At 71.6% G+C, this 21,380-nt stretch carries 23 protein-coding genes; 16 read left to right on the forward strand and 7 right to left on the reverse strand.

The window, feature by feature from the left end; translation table 11 throughout:
- Window positions 1–13: 13 nt before the first annotated feature.
- Window positions 14–391: a nuclear transport factor 2 family protein gene (locus tag KBY32_RS11165; protein WP_210979794.1), complete on the reverse strand. Its 378-nt coding sequence runs from the start codon at window positions 389–391 to the stop codon at window positions 14–16.
- Between the two features lie 47 nt (window positions 392–438).
- Window positions 439–1,398, reverse strand: a complete 960-nt coding sequence (locus KBY32_RS11170; RefSeq protein ID WP_210979795.1) for a YafY family protein — start codon at window positions 1,396–1,398, stop codon at window positions 439–441.
- A gap of 109 nt (window positions 1,399–1,507) precedes the next feature.
- On the opposite strand from KBY32_RS11170, the gene KBY32_RS11175 reads away from it, so the two are divergent.
- Entirely contained in the window at window positions 1,508–2,194 is a 687-nt protein-coding gene (locus tag KBY32_RS11175) for an alpha/beta fold hydrolase (RefSeq protein ID WP_210979796.1), read from the forward strand.
- 97 nt (window positions 2,195–2,291) lie between these two features.
- On the opposite strand, the gene KBY32_RS11180 is transcribed toward KBY32_RS11175, so the two are convergent.
- Entirely contained in the window at window positions 2,292–3,161 is an 870-nt protein-coding gene (locus KBY32_RS11180; protein WP_115505189.1) for a helix-turn-helix transcriptional regulator, read from the reverse strand.
- Window positions 3,162–3,312: 151 nt separating this feature from the next.
- Here KBY32_RS11180 and KBY32_RS11185 point away from each other — a divergent pair, with 151 nt between their 5' ends.
- Window positions 3,313–4,092 (forward strand): NAD(P)H-dependent oxidoreductase, encoded by a 780-nt coding sequence (locus KBY32_RS11185; protein WP_210979797.1) that lies wholly within the window; start codon window positions 3,313–3,315, stop codon window positions 4,090–4,092.
- A 22-nt stretch (window positions 4,093–4,114) separates the two neighbouring features.
- On the opposite strand, the gene KBY32_RS11190 is transcribed toward KBY32_RS11185, so the two are convergent.
- Complete coding sequence (locus tag KBY32_RS11190) at window positions 4,115–4,621, reverse strand: cupin domain-containing protein (RefSeq protein ID WP_210979798.1); 507 nt, start codon at window positions 4,619–4,621, stop codon at window positions 4,115–4,117.
- 139 nt (window positions 4,622–4,760) lie between these two features.
- Between KBY32_RS11190 and KBY32_RS11195 the strand changes: the two genes are divergently transcribed.
- The 13 genes from KBY32_RS11195 (at window position 4,761) to KBY32_RS11255 (ending at window position 17,352) form a co-directional block, all read left to right on the forward strand.
- Window positions 4,761–5,198, forward strand: a complete 438-nt coding sequence (locus KBY32_RS11195) for an Rrf2 family transcriptional regulator (protein ID WP_210979799.1) — start codon at window positions 4,761–4,763, stop codon at window positions 5,196–5,198.
- Window positions 5,195–6,070 carry a DsbA family protein gene (locus KBY32_RS11200; protein WP_210979800.1) on the forward strand — a complete coding sequence of 292 codons (876 nt, stop codon included), beginning with the start codon at window positions 5,195–5,197 and terminating at the stop codon, window positions 6,068–6,070. Before KBY32_RS11195 ends, KBY32_RS11200 begins: the two co-directional genes overlap by 4 nt.
- 504 nt (window positions 6,071–6,574) lie before the next feature.
- On the forward strand, window positions 6,575–8,134 hold the full coding sequence (locus KBY32_RS11205) for an ABC transporter substrate-binding protein (protein ID WP_210979801.1): 1,560 nt from the start codon (window positions 6,575–6,577) through the stop codon (window positions 8,132–8,134).
- Window positions 8,135–8,170: 36 nt separating this feature from the next.
- Window positions 8,171–9,202 carry an ABC transporter permease gene (locus tag KBY32_RS11210; protein ID WP_210979802.1) on the forward strand — a complete coding sequence of 344 codons (1,032 nt, stop codon included), beginning with the start codon at window positions 8,171–8,173 and terminating at the stop codon, window positions 9,200–9,202.
- Window positions 9,203–9,205: 3 nt separating this feature from the next.
- A complete protein-coding gene (locus tag KBY32_RS11215; RefSeq protein ID WP_210979803.1) occupies window positions 9,206–10,096 on the forward strand; it encodes an ABC transporter permease in 891 nt (296 codons plus the stop codon).
- Window positions 10,093–10,974 (forward strand): ABC transporter ATP-binding protein, encoded by an 882-nt coding sequence (locus KBY32_RS11220; protein ID WP_210979804.1) that lies wholly within the window; start codon window positions 10,093–10,095, stop codon window positions 10,972–10,974. The genes KBY32_RS11215 and KBY32_RS11220 overlap by 4 nt, the downstream gene beginning before the upstream one ends.
- Window positions 10,971–11,813: an ABC transporter ATP-binding protein gene (locus tag KBY32_RS11225; protein ID WP_210979805.1), complete on the forward strand. Its 843-nt coding sequence runs from the start codon at window positions 10,971–10,973 to the stop codon at window positions 11,811–11,813. Before KBY32_RS11220 ends, KBY32_RS11225 begins: the two co-directional genes overlap by 4 nt.
- Before the next feature lie 23 nt (window positions 11,814–11,836).
- Complete coding sequence (locus tag KBY32_RS11230; RefSeq protein ID WP_210979806.1) at window positions 11,837–13,171, forward strand: NtaA/DmoA family FMN-dependent monooxygenase; 1,335 nt, start codon at window positions 11,837–11,839, stop codon at window positions 13,169–13,171.
- Window positions 13,172–13,199: 28 nt separating this feature from the next.
- Window positions 13,200–14,231, forward strand: a complete 1,032-nt coding sequence (locus KBY32_RS11235) for an LLM class flavin-dependent oxidoreductase (RefSeq protein ID WP_210979807.1) — start codon at window positions 13,200–13,202, stop codon at window positions 14,229–14,231.
- Between the two features lies 1 nt (window position 14,232).
- Window positions 14,233–15,009, forward strand: a complete 777-nt coding sequence (locus KBY32_RS11240) for an alpha/beta hydrolase (RefSeq protein WP_210979808.1) — start codon at window positions 14,233–14,235, stop codon at window positions 15,007–15,009.
- A gap of 67 nt (window positions 15,010–15,076) precedes the next feature.
- Window positions 15,077–15,634, forward strand: a complete 558-nt coding sequence (ssuE, locus tag KBY32_RS11245; RefSeq protein ID WP_210979809.1) for an NADPH-dependent FMN reductase — start codon at window positions 15,077–15,079, stop codon at window positions 15,632–15,634.
- Window positions 15,635–15,825: 191 nt separating this feature from the next.
- Complete coding sequence (locus KBY32_RS11250; RefSeq protein WP_210979810.1) at window positions 15,826–16,413, forward strand: XRE family transcriptional regulator; 588 nt, start codon at window positions 15,826–15,828, stop codon at window positions 16,411–16,413.
- A 114-nt stretch (window positions 16,414–16,527) separates the two neighbouring features.
- Entirely contained in the window at window positions 16,528–17,352 is an 825-nt protein-coding gene (locus tag KBY32_RS11255; RefSeq protein WP_210979811.1) for a trans-aconitate 2-methyltransferase, read from the forward strand.
- Window positions 17,353–17,431: 79 nt separating this feature from the next.
- Here KBY32_RS11255 and KBY32_RS11260 read toward each other — a convergent pair whose 3' ends face one another.
- The 3 genes from KBY32_RS11260 to KBY32_RS11270 form a co-directional block, all read right to left on the reverse strand.
- The gene (locus tag KBY32_RS11260; RefSeq protein ID WP_210979812.1) at window positions 17,432–18,862 is read right to left on the reverse strand and encodes a S28 family serine protease; all 1,431 of its coding nucleotides are present in this window, start codon (window positions 18,860–18,862) and stop codon (window positions 17,432–17,434) included.
- Between the two features lie 155 nt (window positions 18,863–19,017).
- Window positions 19,018–20,079 (reverse strand): acyl-CoA desaturase, encoded by a 1,062-nt coding sequence (locus tag KBY32_RS11265; RefSeq protein ID WP_210979813.1) that lies wholly within the window; start codon window positions 20,077–20,079, stop codon window positions 19,018–19,020.
- Between the two features lie 153 nt (window positions 20,080–20,232).
- The gene (locus tag KBY32_RS11270; RefSeq protein WP_055620349.1) at window positions 20,233–20,679 is read right to left on the reverse strand and encodes a DUF1772 domain-containing protein; all 447 of its coding nucleotides are present in this window, start codon (window positions 20,677–20,679) and stop codon (window positions 20,233–20,235) included.
- A gap of 92 nt (window positions 20,680–20,771) precedes the next feature.
- On the opposite strand from KBY32_RS11270, the gene KBY32_RS11275 reads away from it, so the two are divergent.
- The gene (locus KBY32_RS11275) at window positions 20,772–21,350 is read left to right on the forward strand and encodes a TetR/AcrR family transcriptional regulator (protein ID WP_210979814.1); all 579 of its coding nucleotides are present in this window, start codon (window positions 20,772–20,774) and stop codon (window positions 21,348–21,350) included.
- Window positions 21,351–21,380: the final 30 nt, after the last annotated feature.

Genomic DNA, 21,380 nt, shown 5'->3' on the forward strand with positions numbered 1-21,380 from the left:
CGGGAACGGCCCCTCAAAGCCGTTCGACATAGGGCGCCCGCCACTCGGGCGAGGGATCGGCTCCCAGCTCCGTCCAGTACTCGCGGCCCTCGGTGATCAGCCCGTCCCGGACCCGCCAGAAGGACGCGACACGGTGGATGCCCATCGAGTCGTGCGGCACCTCCACCTCCGACACCACCTCGTCCCCGGACTCCACTATGCGCAGCACGCTGATCGACCATCCCTCGGGGTACTCCGCGTTGATGCGCACGTAGTTCTCCCGGCCCCGGATGCGTTCGCCGCTCACCGGCCAGTCCACGGTCACGTCGTCCGCCAACAGGGCGCCCACGCCCGCCCAGTCGCGCGCCTGCATACGGTCCCAGAGCAGCTGAACGGTCTTCGAAGGTTCCATGCCCCCCATCGTGCCGGGCCCCACTGACAACGCGCCGGTGCAGTCCATCAGGTGCCGTCCACGGCGGCCGTGAAGCGCGCGGCGAGGGCGGCAACCGCCGTCCGCAACTCCTCCCCGCCCTCGACCCGGAAGGCGACGGGCAGGGTCGCCAGCCACTCCTGCGCGTACATGGCCGGGTTGCGGGTGCTGCCCACCAGCACACAGCCGTCCCCGAGCGGTTCCAGCCGGCCCATCGGCGGCCGGACCCAGCGGGCCACCTCGTCCTGCGGAAGGTCGAAGACGACGCGCGTGGGGAACTCCCAGCCGAGGCCCAGGTTCTCCTCGAGGACCGCCACCGGATCGAGCCCCGCGGGTGGTTCGAAGCGCCGCGCGGTCACCTGGACCGTACGGACCCGGTCGACCCGGTAAGTGCGGACCGCGTCCGCGCGATGGCTGTGGCACAGCAGGTACCAGCGGCCGTAGCGGACGACGAGGGACCACGGATCGACCTCCCCCTCCCACTCGTTCCCGGCCTCGCTGCGGTACCCGATCCGCACGCGCCGGCGTGCCGCGACGGCACCCACGAGTTCGCTCGTGATGGCCGGGTCAGGGCGGCTCGCGTACGGGTCCGGTGCGGCCGACGCGTACTCCCGCAGCAGAGCCGCCTCCCGGCCGACACCCTCCGGCAGAGCCTTGACGACCTTGCCCAGGGCGGCGCTGACCAGATCCTCGGCGTCGGCCGCGCCCGGCTGACCGCTGAGCACCGCCATCACCAGCCCGAGCGCCTCGGCCTGCGTGAAGTGCACCGGCGGCAGACGTGTCCCGCGCCCCAGCCGGTAGCCACCGTGCGGCCCCCGGGCCGACGTCACGGCGATGCCTGCCTCGCGCAGGATCTCGACGTAACGGCGGGCGGCGCGCTCCGTCACGCCCAGCCGTTCGGCGAGTTCGGTCGCCGTCGTACCCGGGCGGAGCTGGAGGATCTCCAGGGCGCGCAGGGCCCGCGCGGTGGGGCTGAGATCGTTCGGCACCCGGGCAGGCTAGTCGGTCCGCCCGAGCGGTCGTCGCGCATTCCGGTAGTGGATCGTCCGGATCTTCTTCTACGGTGACGTGCGTCAAGCGGCAGAAGGGGAATCGATCATGGACATCCTGCTCGTCGGCGGCCTGTGGCTGCACGGATCCGTCTGGGGCGGCGTCGCCTCCGCGCTGGAGGGGCTCGGGCATCGCCCTGTGCCGCTCACGCTGCCGGGGCAGGGGGACGGCGACGCGTCCGCCACCCTCGACGACCAGCTGGAGACCGTGCTCGCGGCCGTGGACGCGGCGCCCGACCCGGTCCTGGTGGTGGGGCACTCCGCGGCCTGCTCGCTGGCCTGGCTGACCGCCGACCGACGGCCGGACAAGCTGGCCGGGGCCGTCCTGATCGGCGGCTTCCCGGCCGAGGACGGTCGGCCGTACGCCGACTTCTTCGAGGTGAGGGACGGCGTCATGCCCTTCCCCGGCTGGGAGCCCTTCGAAGGCCCGGACGCCGCCGACCTCGACGAGCAGGCGCGCAGCGCGTTCACGGCCGCCGCGATCCCGGTGCCGGAGGGGGTGGCCAGGGGAGTGGTACGGCTGACGGACGAACGGCGTTATGACGTACCGGTGTTGGTCGTCTGCCCGGAGTTCACGCCCGCCGAGGCCCGGGAGTGGATCGCGGCGGGGGACGTACCGGAACTGGCCCGGGCCAAGAACGTCGAGTTCGCCGACATCGACTCCGGGCACTGGCCCATGATCACCCAGCCGGTGGAGCTGGCCCGGATCCTGGCGGCGGCGACCGACGCGGACTGAGGGGGCCGACGAGGACTGAGGGGGGCCGACGAGGGGATGAGGGGCGCACGGACCCGGGGGCCGGCACCGCCCCCGCTCCATGGCCGCGCCCCCGCCCTCAACGCCCACTCCGCCCCCGTACCTCCCCCCGCTCGCACCGCTCCGCCCGCCCGCCCCGCGCCACGTCCGCACCCAGCCCCGCCAGCAGCCGCAACCCGTCCTCGGCGGCGCTGCCGGGGGCCGCCGACAGCACCACGAGCTCCGCGCCCGCCTCGGACGGCAGGGCGAAGTTCTCCTGGTGCAGTTCCAGCAGCCCGACCAGCGGATGCCGGTACGCCTTGCGGCCGTGGGTGCGGGCGCGGACGTCCGCACGGGCCCACAGACGGCGGAACCGCTCGCTGCCCATGGCCAGTTCACCGATCAGCGAGGCCAGGCGCGGATCGTCGGGATACTCGCCGGCGGCCAGCCGCAGATGCCCGACCACGTCGACGGTGCACTTCTCCCAGTCCGCGTAGAGACCGCGCTCGGCCTCCTCCAGGAAGATGTGCCGGGCGGTGTTCAGGCCTGGCATCGGGCGGCCGTACAGCAGCCCGGCGAGGCGGTTGCCGGCGAGCACGTCCAGGCGGTGGTTCATGATCAGCGCGGGTGCGCCGGTGACCAGGTCGAGGACGCGCAGCACCTCCGGGCGCAGCCGCCCGCCCGGCGCCTTCGCCCGCCGGCGGCGCTGGCAGGAGAGCCGGGTGAGGTGCCCCCGCTCGATCTCGTCCAGTCCGAGCACGCGGGCCAGCGCGTCCAGCACCTGCTCGGACGGCTGGGTCGCGCGGCCCTGTTCCAGCCGTACGTAGTAGTCGACGCTCACCCCGGACAAGTGCGCCACCTCTTCGCGGCGCAGCCCCTCGACCCGGCGGCGGCTGTCGACGGGGATGCCGACGGTCGCCGGGTCGACGCGGGAACGCCGGATCCGCAGGAAGCTCGCAAGATCCTCCATGTCCTCAGTATGGCTCCGGCGTGGGCCGTCCCGGCGGGGTGAGGGTGGTCCTGCCGTTACCAGGAAGTCCGGTCCGTTGGACAAGGCGTCCCTGAACAGCGGCCGTCGTGGCGCCCAGGATCGAAGGCGACCGATCCACAAGGGAGTTGTCATGAAGACGCTGATCGTCCACGCCCACCCGGAGCCGACGTCGCTCAACGGCTCGCTGAAGGACCTCGCGGTGTCCACGCTGGAGGGCGCCGGGCACGAGGTGCGGGTGAGCGACCTGTACGCGATGAACTGGAAGGCGGTCGTGGACGCCGCGGACTACGGCACCGACGGCTCGCGCCGGCTGGACGTCGTCCGGGACTCGGGGCGGGCCTTCGACACCGGGACGCTCACCCCGGACGTCCGCGCCGAGCAGGAGAAACTGCTGTGGGCGGACACGATCGTCCTCCAGTTCCCGCTGTGGTGGTACTCGATGCCCGCGATCCTCAAGGGCTGGGTGGACCGGGTGTTCACCCGGAACTTCGCCTACGGCGTCGGCGAGCACAGCGAGATCCGGTACGGCGACCGGTACGGCGAGGGCACCCTCGCCGGCCGCAGGGCGCTGCTGTCGGTCACCGTGGGAGGCCACGAGTCGCACTACTCCGCACGCGGGATCAACGGCCCCATCGAGGACCTGCTGTTCCCGATCCACCACGGCATCCTGTACTACCCGGGCATCGAGGTACTGCCCCCGTTCGTGCTGTACGGCGCCGACCGGCTGATCGAGGCGGACTACCCGGACATCGCCAAGGCGTGGCGGCAGCGGCTCCTCACGCTGGAGTCGACCGAGCCGATCCCGTTCCGGCCGCAGAACTCCGGTGACTACGAGATGCCGTCGCTGCATCTGAAGGACGGGCTGGAGTCCGCGGGCCGCAGCGGCTTCGGGCTGCACGTACGCGGCTGACCGGCAGGGACGAGCGGTCGGGTCAGGACCCGTCGGCCGGAAGCGCGTACAGCTTCGCCAGGTTGACCACGATCGCCTCCTGCGTGCTGCGGGCGATGACGACGACCGCCTCCTCGGACGGGTCCGGGTTCTCCTCCCGGTGCGGCACGAACGGCGGGACGAAGATGTAGTCCCCGGGGGAGGTGCGCAGCCGTACCTCCTCGGCCTCGTCCCCCGTGCCGTCCAGGAAGACGAACTCCGGGTGCCCGCTCACGATGTAGATGGCGGTCTCCGACTCGCCGTGGTGGTGGTCGGAGGAGGACGTGGCGGGGGCGACATGGGTCTGCCCCATCCACAGCTTCTCCGACCCCACCGTCCTGCCGCTGACGGCCGCGAACCTGCGCATGCCGCCGGTCTGCGCGGTGTCGCCGTCCAGGGCGTCGGCGCGGACGTGGTGCAGACGGGTCCGCAGCGGTGCCGTCGCGGAGGCGTCGGTGGTGTGCAGATGCGGGTGGAAACCCTCGCCGGGGGTGGTCAGCGGCTCACTCATGGCGGCGACGCTAGAGCGGCCGCGAAAAGGATGTCAACAGGTGTCCATTGCCGTTCACCTGCGGCAATGTTCCCGCAATGTTGCCGCAGAGATCACGGGAAACCTTCACGCGCGGGCCGTCTCAGGCATGATTGAGCGCATGCATATCTCCGCGAAGGCGGACTACGCCGCACGCGCCCTTCTCGAGCTCGCGTGCGAACCCTCCCGCCCCCTCACCTGTGAAGCCATCGCCTCCTCCCAGGGCATCCCGTTCCGCTTCCTGAAGTCCGTGGTCGGCGACCTGCGCAGAGCCGGACTCGTGCGCAGCCAGCGCGGCTGCGAGGGCGGCTACTGGCTGGGCCGGCCCGCCGACGAGATCACCCTGCTGGACGTGTCCCGCGCCGTGGACGGCGAGCTGCTCACCTTGCGCGGCGCGGTGCCGGGCGACCTCGACTACCCCGGCGCCGCCGCCGGTCTGCCCGGCGTGTACCGGCACATCGAGGCCGACGTCTCCGCGCTCCTCGGCGGTACGACGGTCGCCGCCCTCCTCGCCGCCGAAGCGCGGGAACGGCCGCCGGCCCACCAGGGCGCCGCGTGACCTCCGCGCAGCACCCGCCCGCCATCGAAGTCGTCGAGTACACCGACCCGTTGTGCCCGTGGTCCTGGGGCGCCGAACCGGTCCTGCGACTGCTGCGCACCACCCTGGCCGACCGGGTCCGCTGGCGGCGCGTGTACTGCGTCCTGTTCGACGAGGACGACGACCCGGCCCCCGACCCGGCCGCCGAAACCGCCTGGTACGCGCGGTACGTCGAGGACATCACCGCCCACACCGGGGCACCGCGCGCCGCACAGCTGACCCGGGTCGCCGCGTCCTCGTGGCCCTGCTCCCAGGTGGCCAAGGCCGCCGAACTCCAGGGCGGCACAGTGGCCGACAGAGTCCTGCGCCGGCTGCGCGAGACGATGTTCGTGCACGGTGAACCGGCCGACACGCTCGCGCTCGCGCTGACCGCCGCGCGGGGCGTGCCCGGCCTCGACGCCGAGCGCCTCGCTGCCGACGCCGCCTCCTCGGACGTACGGGAACGCGTGCGTGCCGACCGGGCCGAGGCGCGGCGGCCCGTGCCCGAAGTGCTGTCCGTGCCGGGTGGTTCCCCGCATCCCGGGGCCGCCAAGGAGACCGAGGACGGCGGGCGCCGTTACGCCCTGCCGACCCTGATCCTGCGGACGGCGGGGGCGTATCGCGTGGTGCCGGGCTGGCGCTCGTACGACGCCTACGCGGCCGCGGTCGGCGAGCTGCGCCCCGGGCTCCCGCGGACGCCGGTGACCCTCCCCGCGGAGCAGGCGCTGGAACACCACCGCAGCCTCACCGGCCCGGAGCGCGCCCTGCTCACCCACGGCCCCTGGCCGCCGCACGGCGCGGTCCGCGTGGAGACCGGGAACGGCCCGCTGTGGCTGCACCCGGAGGAGCCGTAGCCGCCGCCCTCGCCATCGCCAGCCCTCCGACAAGCCTCTGACCAGCAGTCAGTCCCTCGTCCACCGAATGAGACACCATTTGGTGTCCATTGACAGTCGCTCATCCGTACGGTCAGGATGGTGCCCATGCTCACGACGCACCCCGGCGTGGTGTGCCGCTACGTGGACCTGCGGCGCACCTGTAGCGCTCTCTGTCGCTGACCGCTCGCCGTCCCGGTCCCCTCGCCGCCGCTCCTTCTCGCGGCCGCACTCGCTGCTCGCCCTCCGGCTGAGCCGCGGCCGGTTCCCGGCTCCCTCCCGCAGGCCTCGCGCCTTCACCCCGTAGCACGGTCGTGGGCACCTCCTGCCCCCGGCCGGCCGCGCCCGTCTCCCGCACCTGAGCTCTCGTCGGCATGCCCGCCCGCCGACGAGCGCGGACTCGGTGTGCGCGGAAGGGGCCGACCTCCGCCGTCCCCCGTTCCCGCCGTGCCGTCACGGACCCGGGGTCCTCAGAGAAAGAACGCCATGTCCGGATACCCCCTGCCCCGCCGCTCCAGAAGGGGCGCCCCCGCCCGCCGGCTGCGCGCCGCCGCCCTCGGCACCGCCCTCACCGCCGTGCTCGTCCCCGCGCTCAGCGCCTGCGGCGACGGCTCCGCCGCCGCGGCAGGCGGCGCGACACTGAAGTGGACCTCCTCCTACTTCCCGACGCACTGGGACCCGGTCGTCGGGGGAAGCGGCGCCCAGTTCCGTGAACTCGCGCTCGTGTACGCCTCGTTGACCCGTACGGACGAGAACGGCAAGGCCGTGCCCGACCTCGCCGAGAGCTGGGAGTACAACGACAAGGGCGACCAGGTCACCTTCCGGCTGCGGCCCGGCCTGAAGTTCAGCGACGGCGAACCCGTCGATGCCAAGGCCGTCAAGGCCGCCATCGAACGCGCCAAGGAGCAGAAGAACTCGGCGCTGTTCGGCGATCTGACGTCCATCGAGTCCGTCGACGCCAAGGGCCTGGACGCGGTCGTCCATCTCTCCCAGGTCGACTACCAGATCCCGCAGCTGCTCGGCTCGCGCGTCCTGCAGATCGCCAGCCCCAAGGCAGCCGCCTCACCCGAGAAGCTCGACCAAGCCCCCGTAGGTGCCGGGCCGTTCACCGTCACCCAGCTCGTCCCGGGCACCAAGGCGGTGCTCAAGAAGAACCCCGACTACTGGGACGCGAAGAACATCCACATCGACGCCGTGGAACTGACCTCCGCCCCCGACGCCTCCACCGTCGTCTCCGGGCTGCAGACCGGCGTCTACAACTTCGCCGACATCGACCCCAGTCAGGCGGCCGCCGCGAAGAAGGCCGGACTCGACGTCTTCGTCCAGCCCGGCTTCAACGCCTCCAACCTCAGCCTGAACGTCAACAAGGCGCCTTTCGACAACGACAAGGTCGTCGACGCCGTCCGCCACGCGGTCAACCGCAAGGAGTTCGTCGACAAGCTCACCTTCGGGTACGGCGAGGCCACCGACCAGCCCTTCCCCAAGGGATACGTGGCCTACGACCCGCAGTCGGAGAACGCCTACCCCTACGACCCGGAGAAGTCCAAGAAGCTGCTGGCCCAGGCCGGCTACAAGGCCCACGACATCAAGCTGAACCTGGTCATCCCCGCGGAGGACCCGCAGGCGGAGATCGTCCAGTCGCAGCTCGCCGCGGTCGGCATCGACGTCAAGATCAAGATCGACAAGAACTGGGCCACCCCGTTCTTCGCCAAGGAGCTGACCTTCTCGCTCTACGGCACCACCGGACGCGACTCCGCCGCCCAGACCCTCACCGCCCACTTCGGCCCCAACGGCCCGCTCAACCTCAGCACGCCCTACCAGCCCGCCGGTTTCGAGGACGCCATCGCCAAGGTGCGCCAGACCCCGCTGGACTCCCCGGAGTACGCCGAGACCCTGCAGGCGGCCACCCGGGCCGGACTGAAGAGCAAGGCGCTCGTCTTCACCTACTCCCAGCCCAACCTCATCGCCAAGAGCAAGGCGATCTCCGGCCTGCCGAAGATCCCGGCGCACCTCACCTGGACCGGCGTGACCATCTCCGGCAGCTGACGGCCCATCCACCACCCACAGAGAGGGGGCAACCCCATGACGACGCCCACACCGCAGGCGGTCCCGTCCGCCCGCCGTCGCGGGGTCGCCGTGGCCAGGACCCGGCACACGCTGGGCTGCGTCCTGGCCGCCCTCGCCCGGTCGGCCATGATCTTCGTACCGGTGTTCGTGGTCGCGACGTTCGTGACGTTCGCGCTGCGCTCACTGAGCGGGCTCAGCCCGGCGCGGATCCAACTGGGCGAGGAGGCGACTCCCGAGGCCATCGCACGGGTCGAGTCCGCGTGGGGCCTCGACCGGCCCTTCCTCGTCCAGTACGCCGACTGGTTCGGCGGCGTGCTGCACGGGCAGCTCGGCGCGAGCTGGACCAACGGCGCCGACATCTCCACCCTCATCGGCCTCGGCCTCGGAGTCAGCCTCTCCATCGCCACGTTCGCCCTGGTCATCGGCGTCCTCGTCGGCTTCCTGCTGGGCACGGTGGCCGCGCTGCGGCGCACCACCTGGATCGACCGGGCCATCACCGGCTTCGTCACGCTCATCTCCGTGATGCCCGCGTTCGTCGTCGGGATCGTGCTGGTGGCCGTCTTCGCCGTCGGACTCGACCTCTTCCCGGCCGCCGGATACGTCCCCGCGGAGGCCGGCATCGGCCCCTGGCTCGCCCACATCACCCTGCCGGCCGTCGCGCTGAGCTTCGACGTCATCGCCGACGTCGCCCGGCAACTGCGCGGCGGCCTGGTCGCCGCCTACCGCGAGAACTACGTGACCGGCGCGGTCGTACGGGGCCTGAGCCCCCGGCGGATCTTCTTCGGGCATGTGCTGCGCAACGGCCTCGGACCGGCGCTCGCCACGCTCGGCCTGAAGTTCCCCGCCCTGGTCGGCGCGTCCGTCGTCACCGAGTGGATCTTCGGGCTCCAGGGCTTCGGCCGGTTCGCCAACGACTCCGCACAGGCCGGCGACGTGCCCGCCGTGCAGGGCGTCCTTGTCGTCTCCATCGTCCTGGTCGTCGTCTTCAACCTGATCGTCAACCTGGTGCTGGCCCGTGTGACGCCGGCATCCCAGCGGGGGGTGTGAACCATGGCGCGCCGCGTACTCTCCCTCACCTCGGGCCGGATCGCCGTCGCCGTCCTCGCCGTGATCGCCCTCCTCGCGATCCTCGGCCCGTGGCTGGCACCGCAGAACCCGCTCGCCACCAGCGACAACACCCTCGCAGGCGCGTCCGGTACGCACTGGCTGGGCACCGACTACCTCGGCCGGGACGTCTTCAGCCGGCTCCTCGACGGCTCACGGATCAGCGTCCTCGGCTCCCTCGAGGTCTCCGGGGTGGCCCTGGCCGTGGGCGCGATCCCCGGCATCCTCTCCGTCCATCTCGGCCGCGCCTTCGAGTGGTTCACCCTGCGGCTGACCGACACCCTGGTCGCCCTGCCGTTCCTGCTGTTCGCCGTCGCCGTGATCGCCCTGCTCGGCAACGGCATCACCCAGGCCATGCTCGTCACCGGCACCCTCGTCTCACCGCTCTTCTACCGCGTCGCCCGCGCCGCCACCCTGACGGTCGCCCGCTCCCCGTACGTGGAGGCCGCGCTGATCTCCGGCGCCTCCATCGGCTGGATCGTGCGCCGGCACGTGTGGGCGAAGGTCCTGCCGCCGATCGCGGTCGCCCTCGCCCAGACCGTCGGCGTCGGCTTCGTCATCGTCTCCAGCCTCACCTTCCTCGGCATCGGCGTGCAGCCCCCCGCACCCACCTGGGGCGGCCTGCTCGCCTCCGACCTCGGCTACCTCACCTACCGGCCGTGGGCGCCGCTCGCCCCCGCCGTCCTGATCATGGCCACCGTCTGGGCGTGCAACCTCCTCGCGGACGCGATCCGCGACGTGTCCGGAGAGGCCGGCCGCGCCCTGCTCAACCGGCGCAAGGCCCATGCCCACCGCCTCGGCACGCCCGACACCGCTCCCACCGGAGGTGCCCGATGACCACCCTGTCCCAGGACGCCGCACGCCCCGAGACCCGGCCCGCCGCCACCGGCCCCACCGTCCCGCCCGTGCTCTCCGTCCGCGACGCGCACATCCACGACCGGGCGGGCGACCGGGAGATCGTCCACGGCGTGACCTTCGACCTCACCCCCGGAAAGACGGTCGGCATCGTGGGGGAGTCCGGCAGCGGCAAGACCCTCACCTGCCGGGCCACCCTCGGCATCCTGCCGCCCCACTTCGAGGTCTCCGCCGGCTCCATCGAGATCGACGGCACCGACATCGCCACCCTCAACCCGCAGCAGTGGACACGGCTGCGCGGCTCCACCATCAGCGCCGTCTTCCAGGACCCGGCCTCCTACCTCAACCCGTCCCTGCGCGTCGGCGCGCAGATCGCCGAGGTCCTGCGGGTCAAGACCGGACTCAAGCGGCGCGAGGCCCGGTTGCGCGCCCTGGAACTCCTTGCCGCCGTGCACCTGCGCGACCCCGAACTGGTGTACAGCCAGTACCCGTTCGAGCTCTCCGGCGGCATGCTCCAGCGCGTCCTGATCGCCGCCGCCATCGCCGCAGGACCCCGCATCCTCATCGCCGACGAGGCCACCACAGCGCTCGACGTCACCGTGCAGGCCGAGATCCTCGACCTCCTTGCCGACCTGCGCGAATCCACCGGCCTCGCCCTCGTCGTCGTCTCCCACGACCTGGCCGTCGTCGCCCAGCTGTGCGACGAGGTCCTCGTCATGCGGCAGGGCGAGGTCGTCGAACAGGGCCCCACCCGCACCGTCCTCGACTCCCCCCGGCACCCCTACACCCGGCTCCTCATCGACGAGCACGAGAGCTACGGCCTCGACAAGTTCCTGGCACCGAAGGAGGAGGCGGCGTGAGCGCCGACCGGCCGCACCAGGCCCCCACCGCTCAACCCGTCCTGTCCGTCACCGGCCTGGACGTCCACTACGGCAAGCGCCGCGCCCTGCACGGACTCACCCTGACCGTGACGGCCGGCGAGACCCTCGGCATCATCGGCGAGACCGGCTCGGGCAAGTCCACGTTCGCCCGCACGGTCCTCGGACTCGTCCGAGCCTCCGCCGGGTCCGTCGTCATCGACGGCGAGGACGTCAGCGCCCACCGCCCCCGCCAGTGGCGCGCCCTGCGCCGCCGCGGCATCGTCCAGTACGTCTTCCAGGACCCGCTGCGCAGCCTCGACCCCGACCTCACCATCGAGGACTCGCTGACCGAACCCCTCCTCGTCCGGGGCGTCGCCCGCCCCGAGGCCGCCCGCCGGGCCCGCGCCCTGCTGGACCGGGTCCGCCTGCCCGAGGACCTGCTCGACCGGCTGCCCGGCGAACTCTCCGGCGGCCAGCGCCAGCGCGTCGCCGTCACCCGCGCCCTGATCACCGAACCCCGCCTGCTCATCCTCGACGAGCCGGCCAGCGCCCTCGACTCCGCCAACCGCGTACAGATCCTCGACATCCTCAAGGAACTGCGCGCCGACGGCGTCGCCCTCGTCCTCATCTCCCACGACCTCGGCTCCGTCGCCGGCGTCGCCGACCGGATCGCCGTGCTCTACCGCGGGGAGGCCGTCGAGGTCGGCCCCGCCGCGGACGTCATCAACACGCCGCAGCACCTGTACACCCGGCTGCTCGTCAGCTCCGCGCCCACCCTGCACACGGCGGCGGCCGACCGGACCGAACGCGAAGCCCTGCGCGCCCTGCTGCACGCCTGACCCCACCACAGACAGGAACCCACATGTCCCGCAAGATCCACCTCGCCCTGCACCCCTACGGCGTCGGCGGCCCCGGCCAGCACGGCCTGTGGAAGGACCCGCGTGTCGCGAAGAACGCGAGCATCGACATCAACTACTACATCCAGCAGGCGCAGGCCGCCGAACACGCCCTGTTCGACGCCCTGTTCATCGTCGACAGCCAGTTCATCAACGCCACCTACCCGCACCACTACCTCAACCGCCTGGAGCCGCTGACCCTGCTGTCGGCGGTCGCCACCCACACCCGGCACATCGGCCTCGTCGGCACCGCCAGCTCGACGTACAACTCGCCGTTCAACCTGGCCCGCCGGTTCGCCTCGCTCGACCACATCAGCGGCGGACGCGCCGGCTGGAACGTGGTCACCAGCTTCGACACCGGTACGTCGAAGAACTTCGGCCTCGACGAGCACCTGGACTACGCCACCCGCTACGGCCGCGCCCTGGAGTTCGTGCAGGTCGCCCGAGGCCTGTGGGACTCCTACGAGGACGACGCGTTCCCCGCCGACGTCGAGCGGAACGTCTTCCTCGACCCGTCCAGGCTGCACGCGCTGGACCACGAGGGGGAGCACTTCAAGGTCGCCGGACCGCTCAACCTCTCCCGCTCCCCGCAGGGCCAGCCGGTCATCTTCCAGGCCGGCGTCTCCGAGGAGGGCCGCGACCTCGCCGCCCAGGTCGCCGAGGGCATCTACGCGCCGGGCGGCACCCTCGAACAGGCCCAGGAGTACTACACCGACATCAAGCGGCGCACCGCCGCCTACGGCCGCGACCCCGAGCACATCAAGATCTTCATCCACGGCGGACCGGTCGTCGCCGCCACCGACGAGGCCGCCCGCCGCCGCGAGCGGGAGATCTTCGAGGAGGACAACGACTTCGACCGCAACCTCGCCCTGCTCGGCCGGTCCTTCGGCGCCTACGACTTCAGCGTGCACGACCTGGACGCACCCTTCCCGGACGTCGCCCACCTCGCCCAGAAGGGCGGCCGGACCGGCGCCGCGAAGATCATCGCGCGGGCGCGGGAACAGAAGCTGACGCTTCGCCAGGTCGCCGAGAGCGTCAACGAGTTCCGCAACTCCCCGTTCGTCGGCTCGCCCCAGACCGTCGCCGACACCATCGAGCAGTGGTTCCAGGCCGGCACCTTCGACGGCATCAACCTCGCCTTCCGCACCAACGACGAACTCGAGCTGTTCGTCGACGGCGTCGTCCCGCTCCTGCAGAAGCGCGACCTGTTCCGCACCGCGTACGAGGCCGACACCCTGCGCGGCAACCTCGGCCTGCCGATCCCCGCCAACCGCCACACCCGGGAACGGGAAGCCGAGTGAGGAACCTTCCCACGAGAGGCGGTCACCCATGACCGACGCGACGACGCCCCGCTTCCGACTCGGCTTCCTCACCCATGTCCAGGGCCGCGGCGACGACCTGGCCCGCACCTACCGCAACGCGCAGGACCTCTTCGTCGTCGCCGACGAACTCGGCTTCGACGTCGGCTGGGTCGCCCAGCACCACGTCCCCCTCGGCGGAGGCGGACTCTCCTCGCCGTGGACGTTCCTCGCCCACGCCGCCGCCCGGACCACCCGCATCCGGCTCGGCACCGCCATCACCGTCCTGCCCCTGGAGGACCCCGTCCGCCTCGCCGAGGACGTCGCCACCGTCGACACCCTCAGCGGCGGCCGCGTCGAACTCGGCGTGGGCAGCGGCGCCAGCCCCGCGGAGTACGCCGCGTTCGGCCGCGACGTCACCCGCAAACGCGAACTCACCACCGAGAGCCTGGACCTGCTGCGCCGGGCGCTCGCCGGGGAGGAGGTGCGCACCCCCGACTTCCGTGTCCAGCCGGCGCCCGGGGACTTCACCGACCGGATCTGGCAGGGCGTCTTCAGCGCCGAAGGAGCGGCCCACGCCGCGTCCGGCGGCTCCAACCTGCTGCTCAACCGGGCCGCCTACGGCTACGACGCCCCCACCGACGAGGTCCAACGCCCCTGGGCGGACGCCTACCTGGACGCCTGGGACCGGCCGCGCCGCCCGCGCATCGGACTGTCCCGGTTCGTCTTCCCGGCCAAGGACCGGCGCACCGCGCTCGCCCACATCCGCGACGACGTCCACCAAGCGGCCCTGCGCATGGCGGGGAACGGCGCCTTCCCCGCCGGCCTGGACGCCGACGAAGCACTGCGCCGCTTCCACGCCTTCCACGGCCACCCGGACGAGATCGTCGCCGCCTTCGGCAAGGAGCGGGTGCTGCCCGTCGCGACAGACCTCATCACGCAGTTCAACCCCGCCGTCCCCGACCACGACGCCGCCGTGCGCGCCCTCGAACTCATCGCGACCGAAGTGGCCCCCGCCCTGGGCTGGAAGCCCGCGCCGCGCCCCGTCCCCACAGGAGCCTGACATGCCCGAGTACACCGACCACTTCGCCCCCGAGGGCCTGCGCACCCGCGGCACCGTCCTCGTCGTACCGGGCCGCGGCGAGACCCGGACCACCTACGACCGCTTCGGCCGCCGCCTCGCAGCCGACGCCTACCGCGTCCGTGTCCTCGACGCCCCGGAACTCGACGCCGACGACCTGACGGGCACCCTCGACCGCCTCGCCGCCCAGCTCGGCGCGGCGGCCGACGGCACGGCCACCGACGACGGAATCGTGCGTCCCGTCGTCGTGGTCGGCAGCGACACGGGCGCCGCCCTCGTCGCCGCCCTCCTCGGACGGAACACACCGGCCGACGCTCCGCACGCGGACGCGGTCGTCCTGGCCGGCCTCCCCGGCCGTACCGCCACCGAAGCCACCGACGTGGACTCCTGGGACGGCGAGCTCGACGTCCGCACCTCGTGCCCCGCCCACCGGCGCACCCTGACCGACGACTCCCAGGTCCGCCGGGGCGCCCTCAACGACACCGTGCCCGAGCCCCTGCTCACCGCCGCCCTCGACGCCGACCTGGCCGTCCCCACCCTGATCCTCACCGGCGACGCCGACCCGCTCGCCGACCGCGACGAACTCCACCGCACCGCCAAGTCGCTGGGCCGGGCCCGCCTCTCGGTCGTACGCGGCGCCCATCACGACGTCCTCAACGACCTCCAGCACCGCTCGGTCGCCGCCGAGGTCGTCACCTTCCTGGAGACGCTCCGGGAAGACCTGGTGCCCCTCGTCACCGTGGAGACCAGCGCCTGGTGAGGAGCCCCCTCACCTCTCCCCGACTCCCCTTGGTCGAGCACGACCCCCTAGCCCGGAAGGTCTTCCCATGGCCACCATCCTCTCCGTCTCCGGCAGCCCCTCCGCCACCTCCCGCACCGGCCGGCTGCTCCGCCACCTCGACGACCGCCTCCGTGGCCACGGCCACGACGTCATCCCCCTGGACGTGCGCACCCTGCCCGCCGAACCCCTCCTCACGGCCGACTTCCACCACCCCGCCATCGTCGAGGCCACCGCGCTCTTCGAGCAGGCGGACGGTGTCGTCATCGGCACCCCCGTCTACAAGGCCGCCTACTCCGGCCTGCTGAAGTCCCTGCTCGACCTGCTGCCCCAGTACGCGCTCACCGGCAAGACGGTGCTGCCGCTCGCCACGGGCGGCAGCACGGCCCATGTGCTCGCCATCGACTACGCGCTGCGCCCGGTGCTCAACTCGATGGGCGCGGCGCACATCGTGCCGGGCTGGTTCACCCTCGACAAGGACATCACCGTGGGGGAGGACGGCACGGTGGTCGTCGCCCCCGACACGGCGAAGGCCCTGGCCCACGCGACCGACCAGTTCTCCGCCTCGCTGGGCGCACGGGTGGCGGCGCTCGCGCCCACCGGGTGAACCGTCGGACGGCAGTCGGGGCACCGGTGAGCTGCGGGTCGATGTCCACGACCCCTTCGACGGCCCGCGCCGGCCGTACGGCGATCGGGACCAGCGCGGTGTGCGGACCGGCCCGCGCAGGGTCACGACCCCCTCGTGCACGTACTGTCGCCGGTCGACCCGCATTGCGAAGGGGGCATACGCTGTTGCCCATGACGCAAGAGGACGGGCAGCTCGACAGCCTCGTACGCAAACGCATCCGCGCCCTGCGGGTCGCCCAGGGCTGGTCGCTGGAGGAACTGGCCACCCGCGCCAACCTCAGCCAGTCCTCACTGAGCCGTATCGAGAACGGTCAGCGCCGCCTCGCCCTGGACCAGCTGGTCACCCTCGCCCGCGCCCTGGACACCACCCTGGACCAGCTCGTGGAGAACGCCGCCGACGACGTCGTCATCAGCCCGATGATCGACGCCACTCACGGCTCCATGCGCTGGCCCGTCAAAGGTGATCCCGGAATGAGCGTGATGCGTCAGCGGATGACCCAGCCCCCGCCGGACAACCCGTCCCGGATGCGCGCGCACCCCGGCCGCGAATGGCTCGTGGTCCTCTCCGGAACGGCCGTCCTCATGCTCGGCAACCGGCGCTACCGCGTCGAGACCAACCAGGCCGCCGAGTTCCCGACGATGATGCCGCACGCCATCGGCGCCGAGGGCGGACCGTGCGAGATCCTCGGCATCTTCGACCGGGACGCCCGCCGGGGTCATCAGAGAGACACCGCCGCCGACGCCTCGGATGCCGACTGACGGACATCCGGCACGGGGCGCGACCTTGCGCGGCGAGCAGCGGCTGGGGCTGGCTTCTTGCATATCTGGCAAGCTGCCTTCCGGTCAGCGCATGACGACTTTACGGTCGTGTCCATGGCTCACCCTCACCAGCACAGCGACAGCGACCAAGCCGAGATCCTCGACCTCGACGCCGAGGTGTTCGCCGAGCACACGGCGGACATCACCGCCCGGCTGCCCCTAAGGAGCGAACCGCGCCGGATCGTGGATCTCGGATGCGGCACCGGCGCCGGCACCTTCGCCCTCCTCGACCGCTTCCCCGACGCACAGGTCACCGCCGTCGACACCTCGGCCGGGCACCTCCGGCTGCTCCGCGAGAAGGCGTGCGCCCGTGGGGTCGACGGGCGGGTACGGACCGTGCAGGCCGACCTCGACGGCGACGACTGGCCCGACCTCGGCACACCGGACCTCGTGTGGGCCTCCGCCTCGCTGCACCACATGGCCCACCCCGACCGCGTACTGCGCCGCGTCCGTGAACTGCTCGCCCCCGGCGGTCTGTTCGCCGTCGTCGAACTCGCCGGATTCCCCCGCTTCCTGCCCGCCGACGCCCCGGAGAACCGGCCCGGGCTGGAGGAGCGTGCCCACGCCGCGATCGACGGCCACCACGCCGAGCACCTCCCGCACCGGGGTGCCGACTGGGGGCCGATGCTGACCGCCGCCGGCTTCACCGTCGAGGACGAGCGCACGCTCACCTTCGAAGGAGGGGGTGGTGAGGCGGTCGGCCGCTACGCGCACGGCGGTCTGCGGCGCCTCCGCGGCGCCGCCGCCCCCGGACTCGTCCCCGAGGATCTCGCCGCACTCGATGAACTCCTGGACACCGACGGCCCGAACAGCCTGCTGCACCGCACCGATCTCGCGGTCCGCACCGAGCGCACGGTCTGGGTGGCCCGCGCCCGGTGACGGCACGGACGCGGAAGGGCCGTGGACCGCGGGCTCTCGCGCCCACGGTCCACGGCCCTCGCCTGTGGCGGCTCGCGCCTTACGGACGCAGCGCCCGCTGCCGCTCGACGTCCCGCTTGTCGAGCTTCGCGTCGAACTTCGCCAGCGGCTTCGCCGCCGCCGGGTCGGCCTGCACGGCGGTCGGGGTGACGTCCGCCCAGTCGAGGATGCGGGCGGTGGCCAGCGCCTTCTCCTTGTCGACCAGACCGGCGACGTTCGCGCCGTGGTTCATGCCGGGAGCGGTGAACACGTACGCGTCACGCGCGCCCTTGCCGAGGCGGAACGGCTCGGCACCCCACGGGTCGTTCTGTCCGTACACGAACAGCATGTGCCGGGCGTTGTCGCGGACCCAGGAGTCGACGTCCCGCATGGCGTTCGGCTGGAACTTCATGTCGATGGAGCGCGGCACGAAGTTGCGCGGCGGCTGGTAGCCGTAGCGGACGTACTTCTTCTCGATGTGCGGGAAGTGGATGGTCGGCGCGCCCAGCTGCGTACCGGCCTGGTAGTAGTACGGCGTGTACGGGCTCAGGCCCTGGTCCGTGTAGAACGAGAACCCGGAGATCGTGTCGACGGAGTTCCAGATCTCGTCGTCCGTGGCGTTCCTGGCGTCCGCCGGGATGTCCGCGCAGTCGGCGACGGTGCTGTACTGCCAGAAGCCCCACACGTAGTCCAGGACGACGGCCTCGAAGGCCCGGTCCAGGCTGCCGACGGTGTCGAAGGTGTAGCCGTTCTCGGTGGCGTAGGCGGCGTACTTCTTCTCCAGCGGCTCCCGGCGCACCAGCGCCTCGCGCTGCACGCCGTTCAGCCGGTCACGGCACTCCTTGGTGCCGACGTTCAGGAAGAAGCGGTCGTAGGCCGAGTCCTCCTTGTTCACCACGTCGTTGGGGGCGACGTAGGCGACGACGCCGTCCATGTCCTTGGGGTAGAAACGCTCGTAGTAGGTGGCGGTCATGCCGCCCTTCGAACCGCCCGTGGAGATCCAGTTCTTGCTGTAGACCTTCTTGAGCGCCGTGAAGATGCGGTGCTGGTCGCTGGCGGCCTGCCAGATGTCCAGCTTCGACCAGTCGGCCGGCTCGGGCCGGGACGGCGTGAAGAAGCGGTACTCCATGGAGACCTGGTTGCCGTCGACGATCTGGGTCGGCTCCGCGCGACGCGGCGTCGTCGAGACGCTGTAGCCGCCGGTGTAGAACACGGTCGGCCGCGCGGTGTCCTTGTGCAGCACGGTGATCCGCTGCTGGAACGTCCCCTTGGAGGGCCTGCGGTGGTCGACGGGCTGGGTGTAGTTGAGGACGAAGAAGCGGTACCCGGTGTACGGCTTCTCCTCGATCAGGCTCATGCCCGGGATCGAGAGCAGCCTCTCCTTGATGTCAGCGGTGCCGGACTCCGGCCCGGCGGCGGTGGCCGCCCCGGCCGTACTCAGTGTGCCTATGAGCACCGTGAGCGCCAGCAGCCATCTGAGCGCCTTGCGCATGCGCACTCCCCTGTGAGACAGATGTGCGCCGGAAGCTACTCGACCAACTCCCCGCCACGCCAGGGGACATAGGGAAAACCCTGTGTGGCGGGAGAGATACGAGGGTCGGGCCGCCCACCCGTGGATGAGCGGTCCTTCACCGGAAAAGCCTCGCGTCAGCGCCGCGCGGACCGCAGGGGTTCCCCGACGCTCCGCAGGTGGCGCAGCGCCTCCCGATGCGAGGCGATCAGCCCGGTCTGGTGGTACGGGATGCCCAACTCGGCGCAGTACCGCTCGGTGATGACCTGGGCACGGCCGAGCGCCGGGGTGGGCATGCTCGGGAAGAGGTGGTGCTCGATCTGGTAGTTGAGCCCGCCCATGAAGACGTCGACGAGGGCGCCGCCGCGGACGTTGCGTGACGTGAGGACCTGCCGGCGCAGGAAGTCCAGCCGGGTCCCCTCCTCGATCATCGGCATGCCCTTGTGGTTGGGCGCGAACACCGACCCGAGATAGATGCCGAACAGACCCTGGTGGACCGCGATGAACGCCAGCGCCTTAGCGGGAGAGAGGACGGAGAAAATGGCGCCGAAATACAGCCCGAAATGAGCCACCAGGAGCGTCCCTTCGAGCAGGGGACGTTTCACCGACCGCGTCCGCAGCGCCCGGAAGCTGCTGAAGCTCAGGTTCAGCCCCTCCAGGGTCAGCAGGGGAAAGAAGAGGACGGCCTGATGCCTTCCGACGAAACGGGGCAGGCCCTGCGCCTTGTCGGCCTGGCGGCGTGACCAGACGAGGATGTCCGGTGCCACGTCGGGGTCCTTGCCCTCGTGGTTCGGGTTCGCGTGGTGCCGGGTGTGCTTGTTCATCCACCACCCGTAGCTCATGCCGAGCAGCAGGTCGGCGACGAGGAAGCCGCCCACCTCGCTCGGCTGCCGGCGGGAGAAGACCTGGCGGTGGGCGAGATCGTGGGCGGCCAGTCCGAGTTGCCCGAAGACGACGGCCAGGGCGACGGCGACCAGGAGTTGGCTCCACGAATCTCCCAGGGCGAAAAAGGCGGCGATGCTTCCGGTGAGGGCGGCGGCCACCGCGCCGAAACGCACCGTGTAATACACCGGGCGGCGCCGGAGAAGTCCGGCCTCGGTTATCCGGCGTGACAATTCGGAGAAGTCGCTGCCGTCGCGTCGTTCGTCCTGTTGCCGTTGCGTGGTCGGGTCTGCCGGAATCACCGTGGGATAGGTCATGCAGAGGAGTATCCGGGCCGTTCTCCGGTGCCGGAATGGCGGTCGCCCCCCAGGCGGGGGAGGGGGTAGCACCACCCTTGCGGTGTGGAAAGCCTGGGGGCAACCGCTCGGCGTCGGATGCCCGTTGGGCACCAGGGCTGTCCGCCGTCGGCCTCAGACGAGGGCGGCGACCAGCAGCGTGAAGGCGGCGATGATGACGGCGACCCGGACGTAGTGGTAGCGGTTCCAGCGGTTCGTCTGCTCCTTCCAGTCCGCGGGCCGGTTCTCCGGCGTCCATGTCTTGCCCCGGTTGTTGATCGGGACGAGCAGCACGATCGACATGACCACGCTGACGATGAGCAGCGCACCGGCGACGACCAGGAGCGCGGTGCCGTCGTCGTGCCATTCGGCCGCCGCAAGGATCGCGGTGAGCGCGAGCGAGCCGATGTACCAGAACGGCATCACGGCACCGAGCATCCGGCCGCCATGGGCCCGGCCGAGCTGGCCGCTGTCCTCCGGGAGGGCGTTGAAGATCGGGTTCATGACGAAGGCGACGGCGAACTCCACCCCCACCATCAGCCCGACGACCACGGTGGTGACCACTTCGAGCGCACTGAGCATGACGGCCTCTCCTCATTTCTAGCATTGCTAGCTGATGAGTCAACGCTAGACCTGCTGCCGCTTGAATGTCTAGCGGTGCTAGGATCCGAGTCATGTCGGTCAAGGAACGCAAGGAACGCGAGCGGGCGCAGCGCGAGCGCCTGATCGTGGCGACGGCCCGTGAACTCGCCGAGCAGCAGGGGTGGGACGCGGTCACCACCCGCCGGCTCGCCGAGCGCATCGAGTACAGCCAGCCCGTCCTCTACAGCCACTTCCGCGGCAAACGCGAGATCATCGGCGCCGTCGCCCGGCAGGGGGCCGCCGAGATGGCCGTGGCGGTACGGGCCGCCACGTCCGCCGTCGAGGGCACGCGCGAGCGGGTCGCCGCGCTCGCCCGCGCCTACCTCGACTTCGCCGACCGCAACCCGGCGGTCTACGACGCCCTGTTCCACCTCGACGGGGGCCTGGCCTTCGCCCAGGAGGACACTCCCGACGAGCTCAAGGACGCCTTCGCCGCCCTGCTGGAGACCCTCGCCGAGGTCGCGGGCGACGGCGTCCACCCGGGCCTGTTCACCGAGACGTTCTGGGCCTCCCTGCACGGACTGGCCACCCTGACCAGGGCGCGACGGCTCCCGCCCGAGGACACCGAACGCAGGATCGAGCTCCTGGTGGACCGGCTCGCCGTTGTCTGACCCGGGCGGTACGGACGAGGGGCGCCGGCC

The organism is Streptomyces sp. RK62 (genome assembly GCF_018070255.1).
Lineage (GTDB): Bacteria > Actinomycetota > Actinomycetes > Streptomycetales > Streptomycetaceae > Streptomyces > Streptomyces nigra.